Genomic DNA, 21908 nt, shown 5'->3' with positions numbered 1-21908 from the left:
TATATTCAATTAGTTATGTGCGTTTTTTGAATGTTGGCCCCAGTTTTGCTCTTAAGGCTATGTGAAAACAAAAATTCTAAAAGGAAATCACAATGAGCATAACTAAGCGTACATTTCTGAAAACGGTCATCTCTTTAGGAATGGCTGCAAGCGTAGCAACTATGGCGAGTGTATCGACAGCTGCTGTTGCTGCAGATAAGCGCTCCTATATTCTGGCAACTGCTTCAACCGGTGGTACTTATTATCCGGTAGGTGTTGCGCTGGCGACACTGACTAAAGTAAAGCTGGAGCCAAAATACAAATTCTCTCTGGGTGCAATCAACTCTGCCGGTTCCGGTGAAAACGTAAAATTATTGCGTGAAAATGAAGCGCAGTTTGCCATCATGCAAGGCTTATACGGTGCCTGGGCATGGAGTGGTGAAGGTGCGCTGGCGAACTCTGGTCCGCAAGAGCACTTACGTTCAGTGTCTATGTTGTGGCAGAACGTTGAACAGTTCGTGGTTAAGTCTGATCTGGTGAAAAGCGGCACTATCGATGATCTGGATAACCTGGATGACGATAAATTCTCTATCGGTAAGAAGAACTCCGGTACAGAAGGTTCCGGACGTCAGATTCTGTCTGGTTTAGGCGTCAAAGCTGACAATCTTGATTTGGTGTATCTGGGTTATGGTCCAAGTGCGGATGCATTACAGAACGGTTCTATTAAAGGGATGAACGTGCCTTCAGGCGTTCCAACCAGTGCAGTTACCCGTGCATACGCTGCGCTGGGCGATGATATGACAGTACTGGACTTTAACGATGAGCAGATCGCCAAAGCGAACGGCAGCTACAAGTTGTGGACCCGTTACGTGATTCCGGCAAACACTTATCCTGGACAGACAAAAGACATCAACACTATGGCACAGCCAAACTTCCTGGCGGTACGCGATGATGTATCTGAAGAAGACGTCTATTTGCTGACCAAAACTATCTACGAAAACCTGCCATTCCTGAACGGTATTCATAAAGCAACTAAAGCGATGGCACTGGAAAAAGCGATTGCTGGCTTGCCGGTACCATTGCATCCAGGCGCTGCCCGTTTCTACTCTGAAATGGGTCTGGATATCCCACAGCATTTAGTTTCTAACTGAGATCTTGCTAGCTGACTGAGTGCACGCCGATACATAGCGATGCAGTCAGTCTGGCACTGGGATCTCAGTGCCTACCGGTCAGAGTTATCAGAGAGGCGATAGCTCTGGCCGGCCTCCGATATTTACACTTATTCCTGTGGTTTCTGATATTTGCCCTGGGCAAATGTAGCAGGCGGGTGATCGTGCGTAGGATTTTCTTATGAGTACCTTAAACAATACGGCTGAGCAGGGCGTTGCTGAACAGAAATCTGCTGGGCCAACGGATGCTGAAACAGCAGCAAAGCTTCAGTCGATGGAGCTGACCAAGCGGCCGGACGACTCTGCCGCTGGTAAGAGCATTTACTGGCTGGGTGTTGCCTTTGCCATTATGCATATCTACTTCAATACAATAGGTACCTTGCCCGAGCTATGGGTAGCGTCTATTCATTTCGCAGGCTTTGCCTTGCTTTGTGCGCTGATGGTACCTGTCATGCAGGGGAAAACGGCTGCCAGCAGGCGCTGGTTTTTGCTGCTGGATTGTTTATTGGGATTAGCTGCTGTGGTGTGTGCAGCCTACCTGATTGGCTTTGAGGATGCCCTCTATGACCGCGGTGTTACTTTTGTGGTCAGTGACTGGGTGTTCTCTATCGCGGCAATTTTTATTGCGTTGGAAATGGCGCGGCGAACCACAGGCTGGTTTATTCCCTCAATGATAGTGGTTGCCCTGACGTATGTGTTTTGGTGGGGCCCATATATCGACGGCATTTTTGGTTTCCCGGGTCTGTCACTGGAGACGGTGCTGTACCGGAGCTATTTCTCCACCGAGGGAATGTTTGGCCAGATAGCCCGAATATCCTGGTCTTACGTCTTTATGTTTATTCTGTTCGGGGCTTTTTTGGTGAAGTCTGGTGCCGGCGATTTCATTATTGAGTTATCCCGTTGTGCCGCAGGCCGCTTTGTTGGTGGGCCGGGCTTTGTGGCAGTGCTGGGTTCAGGCTTGATGGGCTCTGTGTCAGGCTCTTCGGTTGCCAATACTGTGTCTACCGGTGTTATTACCATTCCTCTGATGCGCCGGGCGGGCTTTCCGGCACGCTTTGCGGCTGGCGTTGAGGCTGCCGCTTCGACCGGCGGACAGTTAATGCCTCCGGTAATGGGTGCAGGTGCTTTTATTATGGCGTCTTACACTCAGGTGCCTTATGTGGACATTATCGCGGTGGCAGCTTTACCGGCGTTACTCTACTTCCTATCGGTAGGCTTTTTTGTTCGGGTAGAAGCGATGCGTAGCCATGCTCAGTCTGTTGAGCTGGATACCCGGCCGGTTGGCCAGGTGTTGAAAGAGGGCTGGCATTATTTGTTGCCACTGGTGGTGCTGGTTACTTTGCTGGTAAATAACTTTACGCCTACTTATGCCGCTGGTATCTCAACGATTTCGGTGATTGCCGCTTCATGGTTATCCAAGCATCCGATGAACTTTAAGGATGTTCTGGACGCACTTGCTCAGGGTTCTAAGAATATGGCGACAACAGCAATGTTACTGGTTGCTGTGGGATTAGTGGTGAATGTGGTTGCGATGACCGGGATAGGTAATACTTTCTCGTTGATGGTGGCTGAATGGGCTGGTGGCAGTCTGATGATTACTCTGGTTCTGGTCGCGTTAGCGTCACTGATTCTGGGGATGGGGCTGCCGGTGACGGCGTCATATATTGTACTGGCGACCTTATCGGCACCGGCACTGTATAACCTGATTGCAGAGATGCAGTTGGTGGATCTGCTGGTGACAGGTAATTTGCCGGAAACAGCCAGGACAATCTTTCTGTTAATTGCTCCCGAAAAGGTTGCACTGTTAGCCGAGCCAATGTCTGAAGTGCAGGCTCAACAGCTGTTAGCTATGGTACCTGGTGATTTTAAAGCCCAGTTATTAGAGCAGGCACTGGCACCTGAAGTGTTGGCTATGTTGCTGGTTTCCGCGCACATGATTATTTTCTGGCTTTCTCAGGACAGCAACGTCACTCCGCCGGTATGTCTGACTGCGTTTGCTGCGGCGGCGATTGCCCGGACACCGCCCATGGCAACCGGATTTACTGCCTGGAAGGTAGCCAAAGGTCTGTATATTGTGCCGGTGTTGCTGGCTTATACGCCTTTCATTGGTGGTACCGCCACTGAGGTGCTGAGTATTTTTGCTTTCTCGGTATTTGGCATTTATGCGCTGGTAGGGTGTATGGAAGGGTATCTGGAAAGTCCGTTAAACCCGGTATTACGTATAACCAGTGGTGTTGCGGGGGGTGCGATGCTCTGGCCTCACGGTAATCTGATTATCAATTTCAGCGCTGTTGCAGTATTTATTGCCATCTTTATCTACTCACGTCGAAACAGGTCCGTCAGCACTGACTGACAGACAGGTCCAACTGCTCCGTCCCGTACTGGCGGGGCAGTTTTTTCTATTGAATCACTACTTGTAATCAGCTTTCCTGTCATGGCTATTTGGTCATATGTCGTAAACAGCCATTCCCCTTATATTTACCTGTTGTGGTATCATCTGCAGAGATTTTTGATGTTGTGCTAAGTTGTTGATGAATAATTGATACATTGATTCTATGTGTTGGTTTATAGCAACAGTTCACAGCAGGGATTTATCTGCAATAAAGTTGTGCTGCGGTTATACCGACAGCTCGCTTTCAATCTTAGATATTCTTATACCGGTTATCATCACTGATGATGCAAACAGAACAGTAATACGGAAATGATCAATGGCTGCTATTAAAGTTGCTATACAACGGATGTTTAAGCCTTCCGCTCCATGGATGATTCCTTTGGTGTGTGGAATGCCTTTGTCGCTGGAAGCGGCACAACAAGCTGATTGTTACCAGTCTTACTCTGAGCGTGATTTAGTTACTGCTCAGCAGACTTGCCAGGGGCTGGCAGAACAGAATGATGCCCGTGCGGCTTTTATTCTGGCGACAATTTATTATCAGGAAGGTACTGACGCTGGCGATCAGCGTGGTATTTTCTGGGATAAAATAGCTGCAGAAAATGGCCATGCTGAGGCCGCTTACAGACTGGCCCTGGCTTATCAGTTAGGTCAGGGGCTGGAGCAGGATAATACTCAGGCAGTCCGTTGGTATACTCAGGCCGCTCAGGCCCATCACGCGAAAGCCCAGCGCAGTTTAGGCGCAATGTATGAAGGCGGCTACGGCGTTAAACAGAATATTCAGCAAGCATATGCCTGGTATAAACGTGCAGCTGCTCAGGGTTTGCCGGATGCACAGTTGCGTTTGGGAACAATGTTTTTTGAAGGCCGTGGCGTTAAAGCTGACCGTGTTCAGGCCCAGCACTGGATTCGTAAATCAGCAGAAGCCGGAAATCATAATGCCCAGTTGGCGCTGGGCGTAATGCTGGCTGAGATTGATCCACAGGATAGTGCGCGCTGGTATCAGCGTTCGGCTGATCAGGGCAATGTATCTGCTAAGCAAAATCTGGCTTTAATTTATTTCAGCGGTCAGGGTGTCGAGCGGGATTTACCTAAAGCACTGGCGCTGGTGGATGAAGCTATTGAGTCTGGTAATTATTCTTCCCAAGCTTTACGGGCTGAAATTGTTGCAGAGCTGAAGCCTGAAGGTACAGAGGTTGTCAGTGCAGAGCCAGTGATTGCGGAGCTTGTAATTGCTGACAGTGCTGCAGGGCTTGATGCTACTGAAGAACAAACTGTTAATAACAGTCCTGTCGATTTAGAACTTACAAAAGCAGCAGATGCTTCTGTCACTGTAGCTGCTGTGTCTGAAGAGTCTGCAGCATCCGTTGTGCCTGATTCTGAAAAAAATGTTGCTCAAAACTCAGCTACTGAAGCGTCTGCTTCGGCTGCCCAGGAAAATATTCTTGTTGCTGCAGCAGAAAAACAGTCAGCCGATAATGGCGCGGCCGGTCAGGAAGTAGTAGATGTTGCTTCTTCACCGGACGAACCAAAAGCCTTACTGGCTTTAGCTTCTGTTGAGGTGAGTGCTGATACGCTGACACAAATAACGGAATCTGCACCGCCGGCAGCCAGTGCCAGCACGGTTGCGGTAAGTGCTGTGACGGAAGATACAGAGTCAGTCAAACCGACTGACAATGAAACTATTACGCTGGCTGTAACTTCAGTTGAAGCAGTGAATGCTGCGGATGAAGAATCTACTAAGCAATTGCCTGTTGTTACACCCGTTGAGCCCTTGATGGAGAAAGAGTCTGGCCCTTATGGGATGGAAGCGGATGGCTGGCTGATGAAGCAGCCTGCTGAGCGTTATGTTATTCAGCTGACAAACGGTGAGTTTAAAGAAGGCATGGAGAAGTACATTCGCCGTGCCGGTCTGAAAAGTGTAAAAGGTTGGCATTTTTATCGCACCCAGCGAGATGCAGGTCTTTACTATGTTCTGGTATACGGCGAATACGAAACTGTTGCAGCAGCGAAGAAAGCATTGGCTAAATTGCCCCGTAAAGCGCGGCGAAGTCACTGGGTTCGTCAGTACAGTACTTTGCAAAAGTTATACAGAACTCCCGGTTCATTACCTCCTGCCGAATAGAAAAAAGATGTGCGTTCTGGATGTCACATAGGTATCGTATATCGCTTTCTGAACTCTTGAACTGAATCTATCGTCGCCGGCGGTCGCACAGGGTAATGAGATGATAAAACAGCAGTTTTCCAATTTTCTGATGTTCGTGCTGGTAGCAGCAGGCAGTACTGCTGTTTATTCAGCTGATGATGCTGAAAGCAAATGTCAGCAACTGTATAAGGATGGCCGTTATGCCAGTGCTTATCCCGCCTGTAAAGCATTAGCGGATGATGGTGGTGCAGTCGCCAGCTTTGTAATGTCTAATTTACATGCACGTGGACTGGGCGGGGCTAAGGCCGATGTCAGCCAGGCACTTGTATGGCTGAAAGTTGCAGCGGAAGCTGATTACGGTCCAGCCTGTTACAACCTTGCTGCTTTATATGAAAGTGGTGAAGTTGTAGAACAAAACCTTCCTGAAGCTTTTAGCTGGTATCAGCGTGGTGCCGAAGCCGGTCATATTGAAAGTCAGCTAAAAACAGGTGTAATGCTGCTGAAAGGTGACGGTGTTACTGCCAACTATCAGCAGGCGCAGGAATGGTTGGAAAAGTCAGCCATTGGTGGTGATCCTAATGCTCAGGTAACGCTGGCTATTTTACAGGCGACTGCAGAGGATAAGCAGGCATTACACTGGTATCAGCAGGCAGCAGAACAGAACAATGCCTTTGCTCTGTATCAGATGGCTGATATTTACGCTGAAGGTAAACTTGGTGAGCAGGTTGATTTAGGTAAAGCCCTGCGTTTGGCGAAACAAAGTTTTAGTTTAGGTCGGCATAGTAGTAAACGCTTAGTAGAGAAGCTTGAAGACCGTTTGGCTGAAACCAATGCTTTGGCTGTGAATACTGCGCCGGTTATTGAATCAGCACCGGAACCTATAGAGCCGGCTGTGCAGCAGAACAGTCAGCCTGTTACTAAACAGAAGGCTGTTGAAAAATCTGCCAATAAACAATTAACTGCTCAGACGGCTGCGAAAAAAGCGGTTGTGGCTAAACCGGTTGTCAGCACCAAGAAGGCTGTAAGTGCAAAGAAGGCATCTGAGGTTAGCAAACAGCCAGTAAAGAAAGCATCTAAGCCTGCTGCACCTCAACAGATAGCCGCTACATTGCGTGATAAAAAATGGTTAATGAATCAGCCGGATCAGCGAATTGTTATGCAGTTAGCACAGATTACAGAGAAAGCTGCGATTAGCCGTTATATCGAAAAATATAGCTTACAGAATCAGGTTGATTATTATAGGGCCCGCACCCGGGCAGGGTTAGTGTACGTGTTGTTGTATCACCGCAACTACGAAACGGTAACTAAGTCGAAAGAGATCGCACGTCAGGTATTGTCTGATGGTGTTCAGAAGGGTGTCTGGTACCGGCGTTTTTCTACCTTGCAGGCAGATTACGTCGCACCGAACGGTGAAAGTTAACCAGAACGTATTTTTTTAGTCAGTTTAACGCTGTCATTATTCAGAGAAAATTCCGGTTTGTCGGCCAGGGATTTGGCCGTAGGTATCGGTTAGGGAGATTGTGATGTTTGCTAAGAAATATTTATTACTCAGTGCACTGTTGTCAGTTAGCTCTGCTTCGGTGCTGGCAGATCATGATCCACAGGCGCCGGCGTGCCTGGATCGCCTGAACCATGAAGATTATGCTGCGGCCAACACGATTTGTTCCAAACTGGCAGATGCCGGTGATGCCCAGGGTTTGTTTGCCATGGGGCGGATCTATGGTGAAAGCCTGGGCCGTGACGGCGATCAGATTAAATCTGTTGAGCTGTTAACTCAGTCCGTGGCGGCAGGCTACACGCCGGCAGCATATTATCTGGGCGTTGCTTATGAACATGGTAGGGGGGTAGAGCAAAACTTACCTCAGGCAGTAGGATATTACCGGCAGGCGGCTTCTGGCAATATGTCTGAAAGCCAGTTCAAACTGGGACAAATGTTGCTGAAGGGCAGTGGTGTAAAACAAGACTTAGGTCTTGGTGAGCGCTGGTTGCGTTTGGCAGCCCGGTCGGGTCATCAGGATGCACAGGTTACACTGGCAATTTTGTTAGCCGGTAAAGACCATGATGCCAGCCTGAGCTGGTATCAGAAGGCTGCTGTGCAGGAAAACCCGGACGCGTTGTATAACCTGGCCGCTATTTATTTTAATGGTGAGCAGGTTGATGCAGATCTGCCCCAGGCGCTGGAGTATGCGCAGCGAAGCAAAGCTGCAGGCCATAAAAAAGCTGATGTGTTATATACGGCTATTTCAGAGCGACTGTTAAATCTTTATGGCCCGACAGCTGCTGGTCAGCCGGCATCGGCAGGGTTTTCTGCAGCGCCAGGTCTCAAAACCAGTGACTGGCTGTTTAGTCAGCCAAAGCAGAATTTTGTTTTGCAGCTGGCACAGTTTAAAGATAAGCCTGCAATGACTGAGTTTTTGCAGGCTAATCGTCTTGAAGGCAAGGTTGATTACTATCGCAGTGTGACTGTTTTGGGGCCTGTATACGTTGTGCTCTATAGCCATCAGTTCGATAGCTATGGTGCCGCTAAACGTGGCATGGAATCGCAGTTACCGGCTGTTGTTGCCGAAGGTGGCTGGATTCGCCAGTTATCTGTTTTGCAGGATATTTATACACCGACTAAATCATAGAGCTTTAAGGTGTTAAGAAAAACGGCGGCCTGAGGGCCGCCTTTTTTTGTGAATAGAGTTTTATTCAGGGCTGGATGTAATCCAGTGGTACTGAGGTTGTATCGACAATCTTACGCATGATGAAAGCAGACTTTACACCAGTCACGCCCCGTATCCGGGTGATCTTACCGAGCAGAATATCGTGGTAGCGGTCCATATCCGGTACCGCGACTTTTAATTGATAATCCGCGTCATGTCCGGTGATCAGGTAACATTCCATGACTTCAGGAAAGCGATTAATAGTCGCTTCAAACTCTTCAAAACGTTCCGGGATGTGCTTATCCATGCTGATATGCAGGATGGCGATAAGGTCCAGATTGACCGCCCGTTCATCGATACGCACGACTTTTTGCTGGATTACGCCGGATTCTTCCAGCTGTTTAACCCGGCGGGAGCAGGGCGCTGCTGTAAGACCTACCTTTTCAGCAAGTTCTTGATTTGACTGGTTAGCGTCACGCTGTAATTCGCGCAATATTTTTATATCAAACGGGTCTAAACTGATATTGGTTGTACGCATTTTTATCTGCCGCGCAATTATTTGTATGCATTAAGCGTATTTTATTTATAAAAATTGCGCAATTAGTTTTAATCACCGTTATTGCGCACAGTAATTGCGCTCAGCAATGTTTACACTATGTCTTATCGAATGACGGGACGATCCCTGTTTTCGGTCAGGCCCGCCACGTGACTTACCCGGTCGGCGGCGGGCCTAAAAACTGCCTACCTCTGTTGCCACAAGCACCGCTCGCAGACTTAACAAGAATTAAAAAAATTTCGCCTTACCGAGGCATGACACTGGGAACTCAGCATGTTTGACCATCGTAAATATAAAGCTTTTGAGCCATTAGCATTAACCGACCGTACCTGGCCAAATCAGGTAATTACTGTTTCACCTGACTGGTGCAGTGTTGATCTTCGGGATGGTAATCAGGCACTGGTTAATCCGATGAATGTTGATCAGAAAACCCGCATGTTTGATTTGCTGGTTAAGCTGGGTTTCAAAGAAATCGAAGTAGGTTTCCCATCGGCTTCACAGCCGGATTTTGATTTTGTCCGTAAGCTGATCGAAGAAGACCGTATACCTGAAGATGTAACTGTTCAGGTACTGACTCAGGCGCGTGAAGATTTGATCTCCCGTACTTATGAGTCTCTGGAAGGTGTACGCCGCGCCATTGTTCACGTGTATAACTCTACTTCTACTGTTCAGCGTGAGCAGGTCTTTGGTAAGTCCCGTGAAGGTATTAAGGCGATTGCGGTGCAGGGCGCTAAGCTGGTTAAGTCCTATGCTGAGCGTTACCCGCAGACAGACTGGGAATTCCAGTATTCGCCAGAAAGTTTTACCGGCACCGAAATGGATTATGCGGTTGAAGTTTGTGATGCCGTTATCGCTGAATGGCAGCCAGAGAATGGTCAGCCAATGGTGATTAACTTGCCGGCGACTGTTGAGATGTCGACACCAAATGTTTTCGCTGATCAGATTGAATATTTCTGCCGTAACGTTAGTCAGCGTGAACATATCCGTATTAGCTTACATACTCATAATGACCGTGGTTGCGCAGTTGCTGCTGCCGAACTGGGTGTATTAGCCGGTGCAGACCGTATCGAAGGTACGCTGATCGGTAATGGTGAGCGTACCGGTAATATGGATATCGTAACCATGGGAATGAACCTTTACTCCCGTGGTATTGATCCGAAACTGAATTTTTCGGACATTAAAGAAATTATTGAAGTGGTGGAGTACTGCACAGAGTTGCCAGTGTCTGCCCGTCATCCATGGGCTGGCGAATTGGTATATACCGCTTTCTCCGGCAGCCATCAGGATGCTATCCGTAAATCAATGAACTACCACACAGACAATGGTCTGGATAAGTGGGATGTTGCTTACTTGCCTATTGATCCGCGTGATATTGGCCGTGAATATGAAGCTGTTGTACGCATTAACAGCCAGAGCGGCAAAGGTGGTGTAGCGCTGGTGTTAGAGCGTGATTACAACATTGAATTACCTAAGTGGATGCACGGTGCACTGAGCCAGAAGGTTCAGGGTGAGGCTGAAGCTTCGGGCGTTGAAGTATCTCCAACGGTGATTAAAGAGTTATACGACCAGCACTTTGTTGCTGTGGATCCTGAATGGGCATTGGGCAGCTATGATCTGCATACAGAAGACCACCAGGTAAATGGCCAGTTCAGTGTAGGTAACAGCCAGTTCAGTGGTCAGGGCACTGGCCCGCTGGAAGCATTATGTCAGGCGTTGAGCCAACGGTTCAGTTGCAGTATTGAAGTACAGCAGTTTGATCAGCACGCGATTGGTACTGGTACTGCGGCTCAGGCTCAGGCATGTATTGAAGTGATGATCGATGAGCAGTTACACCACGGTGTTGCCGTCGCGGAAGATACTTCAGCTGCTACTATGCAGGCACTGTTATCAGCGTTTAGCCGTAGTCAGGCTGCAGTCGCTCAGGCAGCTTGATTCCTGGTTAGAACACTCAACCTGTTTAGACAGGCAAATTAAGACAAATAAAAACGCCCGGCAGTTTGCACTGCCGGGCGTTTTTTTGTGTTTACTACTGCTAAATCGTTAATCAGCTTTTGGCTTTCGTGCCGGCTTTTTCGTAGCAGGTTTACGCGCTGTAGCCGGTTTGCTACCCGCTGATTTTTTGTTGTCTGCAGATTTAGATGCGGCCGGTTTTGGAGTAGCAGGGCGGGCACCTGTTTTTGGCTTTTTGGTTGGCTTAGCTTTTGCCTTGGCGGCTTTGCCTTTGACCTTGCTCTTGACCTTAGTTTTGGTCTTGGTTTTTGTATTGGTTTTGAGCTTTTTCTTTTCAGTCGGCTCAGGTTTTTTCGATCCTAGCCCCGGGTATGTTGCCCGGCTGAGTTTCTGACCGATAAAACGTTCTATCCGGCCAAGGCTTGGCCAGTCCAGCGCATCAACAATTGACCAGACATAACCGGTGCTGCCTTCACGACCGCTGCGACCTGCGCGATGAACGTAGCCATCGGCTTTCATAGGTAATTGCAGATTAATGACGTGATTGATATCGGGCAAATCCAAACCCCGGCCTGCAACGTCAGTCGCAACCATAACCTTGATACGCTTACGGCGCATGTCTTTAACACGCTGGCCGCGGTCGCTCTGGCGTAAGTCGCCATGTAAACCAGCACAGGTGATACCAAGGCCGCGAATAACATGTACCCAGTGATCAACCTGCTTACGGGTGTTTACAAAGATGATTGCCTGATCAATCTCATGGCTTTTAACCAGCGCTTTGAGAAGGTGATCTTTATGTACTTCGTTGTCAGCCTGATAAACGCTGTGTTTTATATGTTCCGGAATGTGTCGTGGCTGCTCGACCTCAAGACAGCGGGCGTCTTCGTTAAGCAAATCGCTGGCAAACTTCTGAATCTTGTCGCTTTCAAGTGTTGCTGAGAACATCAGTGTTTGACGTGACTGAGGCAACACATCGGCAATTTGATTAACGCTGTCAATAAAGCCCATATCCAACATACGGTCTGCTTCATCTATTACCAGCATGTCTACAAGGGACATATCCAGCCATTGCTGTGCATTCAGCTCAAGCAGACGGCCAGGTGTTGCAACCATGATATCAATGCGTTCTGCGAGCATGCCTTTTTGCATACCGAATGGCACGCCACCAACAATCAGACAGCTGTTGATATGGCTGTTGGCAGTTTGCTGTTTAACGACTTCGTATGTCTGTTTGGCCAGTTCCCGTGTCGGGCTGAGAATCAGAACCTGCGGTGCGCTGCTACTGTCCGGCTCGTTATCGAGTATGTGCTGCAGCCCGGGCAGAACAAAGGCCAGGGTCTTACCTGTGCCGGTTGGGGCGCTCGCCAGCAGGTCAAGGCCGTCCAGAATTGCAGGGATAGCCTGTTGCTGAATATCAGTAGGCTTGAGGAAGTCGTTGTCGGCCAGTGCGCCGAGGATTTCCAGGTCCAGATCAAGATCGATAAAGGACATAGTGCTCGCTTAGATGGGCAGTGAAAATTAAACCGCAAGCATACACCATTTTGCTGCCGACCACCTGAATTTCCCTGCGTTGTGTCACTCTTGGAGCGTTTATACTTAAACAGGGCTGTTTGCCTCTTGAGCTACATTGAAACAAGCCCTATCATGCGCTGCCCGCCGTTCTTACTGCTATGCTGTGTGAATGGTTTTGGGCCAAGCAAAAATTATACTGCGCAGAATTTTCAAAAATAGTGAGTCGTCCTTTGTCAGAGTTTATTCCCGGTCAGCGCTGGATCAGTAACACCGAATCAAATCTGGGGTTGGGGGTTGTTGTTGATGTTGCCAACCGCCGTGTCGTGATGAGTTTCCCTGCCGTTCAGGAAGAGCGCACCTATGCAATTGATAATGCGCCGCTTAGTCGGGTAATTTATCCGGTAGGCGAGCAGGTGAAGTCCTACCAGGGATTGGAAATTGTCATCAGCGAAGTAATAGAAGAAGATGGCGGCGTGTACTATCTGGGTTTTGATGCCGAAGGTGAAGATCACAGTATTGATGAGCTGGAGCTTGATAGCTCGGTTCACTTCAGTAAGCCCCATGACCGCTTATTTGCCGGTCAGGTTGAAAAGAATAACCGTTTTCAGCTACGGCTGGAAACTCTGAAGCACCAGCATCAGCATGTTAAATCACCGGGTTTTGGACTCATTGGTCCCCGGGTACAACTGTTGCCGCATCAGATGTTTATTGCCCATCAGGTAGGCGAGCGTTTTGCGCCACGCGTATTACTGGCCGACGAAGTAGGCTTAGGTAAAACCATTGAAGCGGGTCTGGTCCTGCATCAGCAGTTGACCAGCGGTAAATCCAGCCGGGCACTAATCGTTGTACCAGACAGTCTGATTCACCAGTGGCTGGTGGAAATGCTGCGACGTTTTAATCTGCGTTTTACGATTCTGGATGAGTTGCGCTGTACTGCACTGGAAATGTCCGATGAAGGGGTAAACCCGTTTGAGACTGCTCAGTTGGTGCTTTGTACTTTACCTTTCCTGACCAACAGCACTCAGCGCCAGGCGCAAGCCATTATGGCTGGCTGGGATATGCTGATTGTCGATGAGGCGCACCATCTTGAGTGGGCTGAAGATGCAATCAGTACTGAATATGCCTGTATCGAAGCTTTGTCTGCTGAAATTAAAGGTTTGTTGCTATTAACCGCAACACCAGAGCAGTTAGGTATGGAAGGGCACTTTGCCCGTTTGCGGTTACTTGATCCTGACCGTTATTACGATCTGGCTAAATTCCGTGAAGAAGAAGCCAGCTATCAGCCAGTACGTAAGCTGATGGAAGCACTACTGGCTGATGATGTACTGGAGCAGATTCAGGATGCTGCAGTACAGGCCTCACTGGCTGAGTATCTGGGACAGGCACGTATTGATGCTTTACTCGATGCGGCGCGGAACCTTGAAGACTTTGTAGCTTTTGATGAGTTGTTACAAACCACCATCAGCGAATTGCTGGATCATCATGGGACAGGCCGGGTATTGTTCCGAAATACCCGTGATGCCGTGGAAGGTTTCCCTGAGCGTATTCTGCATCAGTATCCTTTGCCGGAGCCTGATTTTTATCTGGAAAGCGAAAAGCAATTGCTTGACGGTGCAGATCTGGACTTATTGCTGCACCCTGAAAAAGTATTTCAGGATCGCTGGCTGGAAGCGGATCCCCGGGTAGAGTGGCTGGTTGAATGGCTGGCGGCTAACCGCGATGAAAAAACACTGGTTATCTGTGCGGCTGCCAGCACTGCGAAACAGCTGGAAGAACATTTACGTTTATATGAAGGCGTGCGTTCTGCTGTTTTCCATGAAGGCATGAGTCTGGTAAACCGTGACCGTGCAGCGGCGTATTTTGCTGATGAAGACGACAGTGCTCAAGTACTGATCTGCTCTGAAATTGGCAGTGAAGGTCGTAACTTCCAGTTTGCCAGTAATTTGGTGTTGTTCGATCTGCCATTGAATCCTGATTTACTGGAACAGCGGATTGGCCGTCTTGACCGTATTGGTCAGAAGAATGATGTAAACCTTCACGTGCCTTACTTTACTGAAGCCCAGGGGCATTTGCTGGCATGGTACGAGCAGGGACTGAATTGTTTTGCCACTGCTTGCCCGGCAGGCAGTGCTTTGTTTGAACGTTTTGAAACGCCGTTGCTGACAATGCTGCGTGGTCATGCCAATGACGATGAAGCAGAGAAGCTGATCAGTGAAACCCGTGCTGCTGCCGATGAAACTATGGCTGCATTGCAGGCGGGACGTAACAAGCTTCTGGAAATGAATTCCTGTGATCCGCTGCGGGCTGCCGAGCTTATCGAAAATATCGATAATGCCAGCGCCAGCAGTAAGCTGAGCAAGTTCATGGAAAAAGTGTTTGATCAGTTCGGTGTTGAACAGCAGCATCACAGTACTAACAGCATTGTGTTGCATCCAAGTGATCATATGCATTGTGAAAGCTTCCCGGGTTTACCGGAAGAGGGCATGACAGCAACCTTTAACCGGACCACAGCTCTGAGCCGTGAGGATATGCACTTCCTTAGCTGGGAGCATCCAATGGTAGCCGGTGCGATGGATATGATTCTGTCCGGTGAGTTTGGTAATGCTGCGGTGTGCAGTATTAAATTGCCACCACTGAAGCCGGGAACGCTATTGCTGGAAAGTATCTTTACTCTGCACTGTGCGGCGCCAAAGCATCTGCAAGTTCAGCGTTACCTGCCTGAAACTCTGGTACGTATTGTTGTCGATGTGAACAAAACGGATCTGAGTAAGGTGCTGACAGAACAGCATATCAATAATCTGGCAGAGCGGGTTGGTAAGCGTCAGGCCGTGGATATTGTTAAGCATACCCGCACTGAAATTAATGCCATGGTTGCCGAAGCTGAAGAGCTGGCTGAGAAGCAACAGCCAGCCATTTATGCGGCGGCGCAGGAAAATGTCAGCCATGTTCTGGGCGCAGAGATCGAGCGTATGGTTGCACTGGCTGAGATTAATCCGAATATTCGCGCTGAAGAAATTGCGGCACTGGTGGAGCGTCAGGAATTGCTGGAAGGCTATCTGGAAACCCTGCAGCTGAAGTTGGATGCAATTCGGGTTATTGTAGCCACCTGATTTTACCTTTCTGGCCATGCTGGCCTGAATTATACTTTTGATACCGGGCGCTGATACCCGGTATGTTTTTATACTTTGCGGAGCTATACCTTGTCTGAGCAAACCGATAATTTTCCGGATCTGGGATTAGATCATCGCCTGCTGCAGAATCTTGATCATCAGGCGATTACAACGCCAACAGAGATTCAGGCACAGTCTATACCGCTGGCGCTGGCTGGCCACGATCTGATTGCCTCATCGAAAACCGGTTCAGGCAAAACCCTGGCATTCTTACTGCCAATGATGCACCGGCTGATGAAAAAGCGTGCCCTGAGTAAGCGCGATCCCCGTGCAATTATTCTGGCGCCTACCCGTGAGCTGGCTAAGCAGGTGTTTACGCAGTTAAGAGCACTGACCAGTGGTGGTCAGACTAAGATTGCTCTGGTGCTGGGTGGCGAAAATTTTAATGACCAGATTAAAGCCTTACAGAAAGATCCTCACGTGGTGGTCGCAACCCCTGGACGCTTGGCGAACCATATTGAAGAACGTAGCTTGCAGCTTAACGGGCTTGAATTGCTGATCATGGACGAAGCAGACCGAATGCTGGATCTGGGCTTTGCTGAGCAACTGACGCTGATTAATAAGGCTGCGGATCACCGTTTGCGTCAGACACTGATGTTTTCTGCCACACTGGATCATGCTCAGGTTGATGACATGGCTGATCAGTTGCTGAAGTCGCCTAAGCGAGTGGCAATTGGTGCGGCAAACGCAGAGCACAAAGATATTACTCAGGAAGTTATTCTATGTGATCATCTGGATCATAAAGAAGCCCTGTTACAGAACGTGCTGGCTAACCGCAGTTATCAGCAGGCGATTATTTTTACGGCTACCCGTACGGATACTGAGCGTTTATCTGCATTGCTGCAGGCAGCAGATATCAGCTGTGCGGCACTCAGTGGTGAGATGAGTCAGAGTGAGCGTAACCGGATTATGGATGGTTTCAGTCGCGGCCATCAGCAAGTACTTGTAACCACTGACGTGGCGTCACGAGGCCTGGATTTGTTACAGGTATCCTTAGTAATTAACTTCGACATGCCCAAGCAGGCAGAAGAATACGTTCACCGTATTGGCCGTACTGGCCGTGCCGGTGCTAAAGGTGAAGCGGTCTCTTTTGTTGGCCCGAAAGACTGGGATTCATTTAAGCGTATCGAGCGCTTTTTGCAGCGTCATCTGCAACGTGCAGTGATAGAAGGGCTGGAAGCGAAGTTTAAAGGTATTAAGCCGGCTAAACCGGTTAAGAAAGCGGCTTCAGGTGAAGCTCCTGTTGCTGCTAAGCCTAAGCCAAAAGCTAAGCCTAAGCAGGATCAGCGAAGTCGTCGTCAGGCGAAAGCAGCACTGGTTTCTGATGATGGACTGGCACCGCTGAAGAAGAAGCGCTAAGCGCTTCTTCTGTGATTTACTGCCGGGCTGGTTGCAGGTATTCTGCCAGCGGATCAGCCGGGGAGTCTGCCCGCATCATACGTAATGAATCTATAAACAGGTGAAACATCTCGGCCTGTGAACTGATATCCAGTTTAGAATAGATATTTTTACGGTGATGTTTAATCGTTTCGGGACTGATATCCAGTTTCTGGGCAATAAACTTCACCGCATACCCTCGCAAAATTAACTGTAATACCTGAGTTTCCCTTTGGGTCAGAATTGAACTGCCGAAGTTAGCCAGTGCGCTGTCGAGCCGTGCGTTCAGAGTGCTGACTTTTTGCTTGCTGAGGTTTTCCTGCTGGGATTCTGACCACCATTTCAACAGTATTGCCCGCACAGTAGAAAACAGACGCTGTAGTAGAGCGCGCTGTGATTCACTGAACCTTGCTTTGTCGTCCTGACGGCTAATGGAAATATGAATGCTGGCGTTGTCCGGCGTGGGCACTATCAGGCAAATCTCATCACCAAAATCCACTACCCGATAGTAAACCCGATAGAATTCAGTTTGCTTAAAGCCGGAGGGGGCAACTTTGCTCAAAGGGTAAACGCCTTCGGTTGCCGGCTTTTCGACTGTCAGGCCATAGAAAGGGTCAAGGAGATAGGCGCTGTCGAGGTACTGATCAATATGAATCCGTGGATCGCTGCCGTCGCCACGCTTGCGGAACGGACAGTAAGGCTGCAGCCCTTCGGGATAGACTATCAGGCTACTGCCGTCGGCATTCACCAGCAGGCGCAGGGTGTCAATGAGATGATCGACAGCAGTGTCGTTCACCCCGGAATTAATAATTTCAGCGATGGCATCATGCCACTGTACCAAGGGCTCACCGGCCACCCGGTAATATTTTGAAACAGTTTCTGCCACAGTTACATCCATTCTGTTATTAGGACCACTCTTAGCTCTGTCGTTCTTATTGGACAGGGCTGTTCTCTATGGCCATTTTAGCGATTCAATAAACTAAATACTAATAGCCAAAATGTGTAGATAGATGACTATTTTTGTATTTTTTACAGATTTAATGAGTACAACAGCGGTACCAGAATAGGGACGGCAAGGCTAAGAATAAAGCCGCTGGCAATCGCATTAGGAATCACGCTGGCGCCATGACACTTCGCTAGCAGAGGCAGAGTGAAATCCAGTGCGGTCGCACCGCTGTAACCTACGTTCACATGACAGCTGAGCCGGCTAAGGAAAGGAATCAGTATCAGGGCTGCTACTTCCCGGCCAAGGTCCAGTAAGAAGGCTGTGGTTCCTAATACCGGTGATCCCATACCTGTTAGCAGAATGCCTGTCAGGCTATACCAGCCAAAGCCAGATACAACGGCAAGGCCTTCCCGAAGCTGCAAATCCAGAATCCAGGCACCGAAGATGCCGGCAATCAGGGTACTGATAATAGTCACCGCAGCGATGATCAGCCCCTGAGGATTGAGAAACAACTTACGCAGTCGGTAATTACCCAGATAGAGCTGACGACCAACCAGAAACAGCAGGATATAGAGTAGCCAGATAATTATCTGATCAAGAGCGTGCAAAGGGTGTTGCAGTGCATAACCTGCAATACCGCCAGCCAGAGCCCAGGCGACCGTCTGCAATGCACCACTTAGGTTCTGCCAGTTGAACGGGATCGCTTTAGTGTTTTCCTGCGACTGGTTACGGTGTGCTTTATCCAGCATTCGGCCGCTTATGTACAGCGCTGAAATGTTAAATGCAGTAATCAGTAAGAACAGCCATAGCGCGTTATAGCCGGCGACACTGAGCTTAGTTTCCAGCTGTTCAAGGCTACCAATGCCGAAGCCAACAAATGCCAGAATTATATTCGTTAGCCAGGTCAGGCCCTGATTAACGCGGGCATTCGTCAGTGCGCGGACGGGTATCATGTAGCCGAGAATCATGGCCAGAAGTAATGGGCCAAGGGTCAGAAGTACGGTCATAATCGAATGTATCTACCAGGAGAGATGATTGTTATCAGCCAAAGGCGAGCCATACGCCAACGCCAATCATCAGTGAACCGGCAATGCGGTTCATCAGCTTGACGTTGTTCTTATTCATTAGCAGGTGGCGTAGCGCTTTACCGCCACTGGCATAGATCAGTAGACAGATAAACTCCAGCGTCAGAATTACTGCTATCAGGCTTGCCAGCTGTGGTGCGAGCGACTGACTGTTATCGAGAAATGGCGGCAACAGCGTAACGAAAAACGCCCAGCCTTTGGGGTTAGCAACAGCGGTAATAAAGCCGTTGCCAGCCAGTTGTAACGGGCTTTGCTTTATTGGAGTAGAGCCATCTTCAGGCAACACCAGCTTGCCGCGGGACTGCCACATTTGCCAGCCTATCCAGGCCAGGTATGCGCCGCCGGCATATTTGAGAAATATAAAGGCTTCCGGAAACTGTAGCATCAGCGTGGCAACACCTAATGCGGCCGCTGCTGCTACCAAACCTACGCCAAGCAGTTCGCCCCACATCATATGCAGGCTGCGACGCACACCAATCGACATGCCTAGTGTCAGTGACAAAGTCATGCACATCCCGGGTGTAATCGAGACAAAGAAAAATGTTGGGATAAACAGCGATAGCAGGGCAATGGACATCAGTATCATTCCGTTGAGGTTCGGCGGCTATTCTAAGCAATGTACAGCTGAGTTGCAGTACAAATATTGCTGCTGTTTTATGTCTATGGGGATAAAGCGTGTTTTAAAACCCGTTATAAAACAGGCTTGTTAGCCAGTCTAGCTATCAATAGCTTTCAGGTGCGCCAGGAACAGGGTGAATATTTCTGACTGTGTAGATGTTTTCAGACGGGCGTGGATATTTTTCCGGTGAACTTTAACAGTCCCGGCGCTGATGTTGAGGTTATCCGCAATCGATTTGGAGGAGTGTCCCTGCAGAATCAGGCCGGCGATTTGCTGTTCCCGCTGAGTAAGTACGCCCTGACCAAAACTGCTTAGTGCCTGGGCGATGGCACCTTCGGCTTTTTCGTGACGGGTGTATTCACTGGCCTGAGATAACCAGAATTGCCGGATAAGTGAGCTGATAACCGGTAAGGCTTCCTGCAGGCGGTTCAGTTCACTACGGGTAATGGTTCCCAGCCTGGACTTGCGACCCAGACATACTGCGAAGCAGACGTCCTGTCCGAGGTTAACCAGCAGATTGATCTCATCTACAAAGTCGAAGTTTTTGTAACAGTCCTGATAGTAATCGCTGGTTTCAAAGCCTTCAGGGGCAACGTCCGCCTGTCGGCAGATGCCTTCATTTACACCTTGTTGAATGGATGTGTAAATCGGATCGAGAATATAGGAATGTTCGATATAGCGGTGCAAAGCCGGGCTGTGCTGATCCGGATCTTGCGGATGGATTATGATCGGCCGGAATGATTGTTTATAGGTAATACAAAGAATAGAGTCGAATTGGCAGAGTGCCTCCAGGTACTCACTGAGTACCTGAGGGAAAGAGCGTAAACGGATATGATCAATCAAGCCGGCAATTAAGCGGGCAGAATAGGGATCCTGACTGCGGTGTTGAAGTGCCTGCATAATAGTTATCTCCGAAAACGCTCTGGTCTGTGGTTATTCTGCGACAGACTCCAGGGTTTTATCAAAGCATAATTTTGCTTTTTCACAGATTTCATCAACTTCAGCATGGCTGATAATCAATGGTGGCGACAGTACCATTCGGCTGCCGACCGCACGCATGATCAGATTGTTCGCAAAGCAATGGTCACGACAGATCATGCCAACATCAACGTCATCCCCGAAAGGGGTTTTGTTGGTCTTGTCTTTCATCAGGGCAATACCGGCGACCAGGCCTACCCCTTCAATGTGGCCTACCAGAGGGTGATCTGCCAGTGTATCCCGCAGCTTCTTCTGAAAGTAAGGTCCAATATCGTTAGCTACGTACTCAACGATATTTTCTTCTTTCATGATACGGATGTTTTCCAGCGCCACTGCGGCAGCAGCCGGATGGCCTGAATAGGTGAAGCCGTGGTTGAAGTCATCATCGTGATTAATCAGCGCATTGGCAATACGGTCACCGATAGCGACAGCAGAAATTGGCAGATAGCCGGAAGACAGGCCTTTCGCCATCGACATGATATCTGGCTGAATATCCAGAGTGTCGCTGCCGAACCAGTTGCCGGTGCGGCCAAAACCACAGATCACTTCATCGGCGGCTAGCAGGATGTCGTATTTACGGCAGATCTTCTGAATTTCCTGCCAGTAATTAGCCGGTGGCACGATAACGCCGCCAGCGCCCTGAATTGGTTCACCGATAAAGGCCGCGACGTTGTCCGGGCCGACCTCAAGAATCTTGTCTTCCAGTGCCTGTGCACAGGCAATACCGAATTCTTCTTCGCTCATATCACCAGCTTCACCATACCAGTATGGCTGGCGGATATGTTCGATACCCGGAACACCGGGAGCGCCTTGTTTGTGCATGCCGCCCATACCACCCAGGCTGGCACCTGCCAGAGTACTGCCGTGATAAGCGTTTTCACGGCTGATAATAATATTGCGGTAAGGTTTTTTCTCAATGCACCAGTACTGACGGACCAGGCGGATAATTGTATCTACTGCTTCAGAACCTGAGCCTGCAAAGAAAATGTGGTTCAGATCACCCGGTGTAACTTCTGCGATGGCTTTAGCCAGCTTTGCAGCAGGGGCGTGGGTGGTTTTGAAGAAGGTATTGTAATACGGCAACTGCTGCATTTGTGTTGCTGCTGCGTCTACCAGTTCCTGACGGCCGTATCCCAGGTTCACACACCAGAGGCCCGCCATACCATCAATGATTTTGTTACCGTCACCGTCCCAAAGGTATACACCTTCGGCTTTTTCGATCACCCGGGTGCCTTGCTGCTTCAGAGCACCAGTGTTGCTGAACGGATGAATGTGGTGTTCCCGGTCAAGGGACTGGATTTCCTGACTGCTGGTTTGCTGTGACATCTCTGATCTCCTGTTTCGGCAGGTGTACGACACCAGCGCAGGTTTGTTTGTTATGTTTTTC

General features: G+C 49.1%; 15 protein-coding genes. 8 read left to right on the top strand and 7 right to left on the bottom strand.

Annotated elements, in window-relative coordinates:
* Positions 1-92 precede the first annotated feature (92 nt).
* From OCU49_RS16815 to OCU49_RS16795, 5 genes are all read left to right on the top strand, one after another.
* A complete protein-coding gene (locus OCU49_RS16815) occupies positions 93-1130 on the top strand; it encodes a TAXI family TRAP transporter solute-binding subunit (protein ID WP_261841712.1) in 1038 nt (345 codons plus the stop codon).
* Between the two features lie 292 nt (positions 1131-1422).
* On the top strand, positions 1423-3501 hold the full coding sequence (locus tag OCU49_RS16810) for a TRAP transporter permease (protein WP_376787896.1): 2079 nt from the start codon (positions 1423-1425) through the stop codon (positions 3499-3501).
* A 355-nt stretch (positions 3502-3856) separates the two neighbouring features.
* The gene (locus OCU49_RS16805; protein ID WP_261841710.1) at positions 3857-5662 is read left to right on the top strand and encodes an SPOR domain-containing protein; all 1806 of its coding nucleotides are present in this window, start codon (positions 3857-3859) and stop codon (positions 5660-5662) included.
* Between the two features lie 100 nt (positions 5663-5762).
* The gene (locus tag OCU49_RS16800) at positions 5763-7103 is read left to right on the top strand and encodes a hypothetical protein (protein ID WP_261841709.1); all 1341 of its coding nucleotides are present in this window, start codon (positions 5763-5765) and stop codon (positions 7101-7103) included.
* A gap of 103 nt (positions 7104-7206) precedes the next feature.
* Positions 7207-8310 (top strand): hypothetical protein, encoded by a 1104-nt coding sequence (locus OCU49_RS16795; RefSeq protein WP_261841708.1) that lies wholly within the window; start codon positions 7207-7209, stop codon positions 8308-8310.
* A 64-nt stretch (positions 8311-8374) separates the two neighbouring features.
* Here the strand turns inward: OCU49_RS16795 and OCU49_RS16790 are convergent, their stop codons facing one another.
* Complete coding sequence (locus OCU49_RS16790; RefSeq protein WP_261841707.1) at positions 8375-8866, bottom strand: Lrp/AsnC family transcriptional regulator; 492 nt, start codon at positions 8864-8866, stop codon at positions 8375-8377.
* Positions 8867-9157: 291 nt separating this feature from the next.
* Between OCU49_RS16790 and leuA the strand changes: the two genes are divergently transcribed.
* Positions 9158-10816 carry a 2-isopropylmalate synthase gene (gene leuA / locus OCU49_RS16785; RefSeq protein WP_261841706.1) on the top strand — a complete coding sequence of 553 codons (1659 nt, stop codon included), beginning with the start codon at positions 9158-9160 and terminating at the stop codon, positions 10814-10816.
* Positions 10817-10924: 108 nt separating this feature from the next.
* On the opposite strand, the gene OCU49_RS16780 is transcribed toward leuA, so the two are convergent.
* On the bottom strand, positions 10925-12325 hold the full coding sequence (locus OCU49_RS16780; protein ID WP_261841705.1) for a DEAD/DEAH box helicase: 1401 nt from the start codon (positions 12323-12325) through the stop codon (positions 10925-10927).
* A 239-nt stretch (positions 12326-12564) separates the two neighbouring features.
* Between OCU49_RS16780 and rapA the strand changes: the two genes are divergently transcribed.
* Both rapA and OCU49_RS16770 read left to right on the top strand, forming a co-directional pair.
* Complete coding sequence (gene rapA / locus OCU49_RS16775) at positions 12565-15456, top strand: RNA polymerase-associated protein RapA (protein ID WP_261841704.1); 2892 nt, start codon at positions 12565-12567, stop codon at positions 15454-15456.
* A 90-nt stretch (positions 15457-15546) separates the two neighbouring features.
* The gene (locus tag OCU49_RS16770; protein ID WP_261841703.1) at positions 15547-16875 is read left to right on the top strand and encodes a DEAD/DEAH box helicase; all 1329 of its coding nucleotides are present in this window, start codon (positions 15547-15549) and stop codon (positions 16873-16875) included.
* Between the two features lie 16 nt (positions 16876-16891).
* Here the strand turns inward: OCU49_RS16770 and OCU49_RS16765 are convergent, their stop codons facing one another.
* The 5 genes from OCU49_RS16765 to OCU49_RS16745 form a co-directional block, all read right to left on the bottom strand.
* Positions 16892-17779, bottom strand: coding sequence for a response regulator transcription factor (locus OCU49_RS16765; protein ID WP_261841702.1), 888 nt, complete (start codon positions 17777-17779; stop codon positions 16892-16894).
* Between the two features lie 143 nt (positions 17780-17922).
* Positions 17923-18846 carry a LysO family transporter gene (locus OCU49_RS16760; protein ID WP_261841701.1) on the bottom strand — a complete coding sequence of 308 codons (924 nt, stop codon included), beginning with the start codon at positions 18844-18846 and terminating at the stop codon, positions 17923-17925.
* 34 nt (positions 18847-18880) lie between these two features.
* On the bottom strand, positions 18881-19501 hold the full coding sequence (locus OCU49_RS16755; RefSeq protein ID WP_376787882.1) for a LysE family translocator: 621 nt from the start codon (positions 19499-19501) through the stop codon (positions 18881-18883).
* A 138-nt stretch (positions 19502-19639) separates the two neighbouring features.
* A complete protein-coding gene (locus OCU49_RS16750; RefSeq protein ID WP_261841700.1) occupies positions 19640-20443 on the bottom strand; it encodes a response regulator transcription factor in 804 nt (267 codons plus the stop codon).
* Between the two features lie 33 nt (positions 20444-20476).
* Positions 20477-21847, bottom strand: a complete 1371-nt coding sequence (locus OCU49_RS16745; protein ID WP_261841699.1) for an aspartate aminotransferase family protein — start codon at positions 21845-21847, stop codon at positions 20477-20479.
* Between the last annotated feature and the right edge of the window lie 61 nt (positions 21848-21908).

This window comes from Aliamphritea ceti, assembly GCF_024347215.1.
In the GTDB taxonomy this organism is placed as follows: domain Bacteria; phylum Pseudomonadota; class Gammaproteobacteria; order Pseudomonadales; family Balneatricaceae; genus Amphritea; species Amphritea ceti.
The sequence above is the reverse complement of the archived record's forward strand: the minus strand, read 5'-3'. Positions and strand labels throughout refer to the sequence as shown.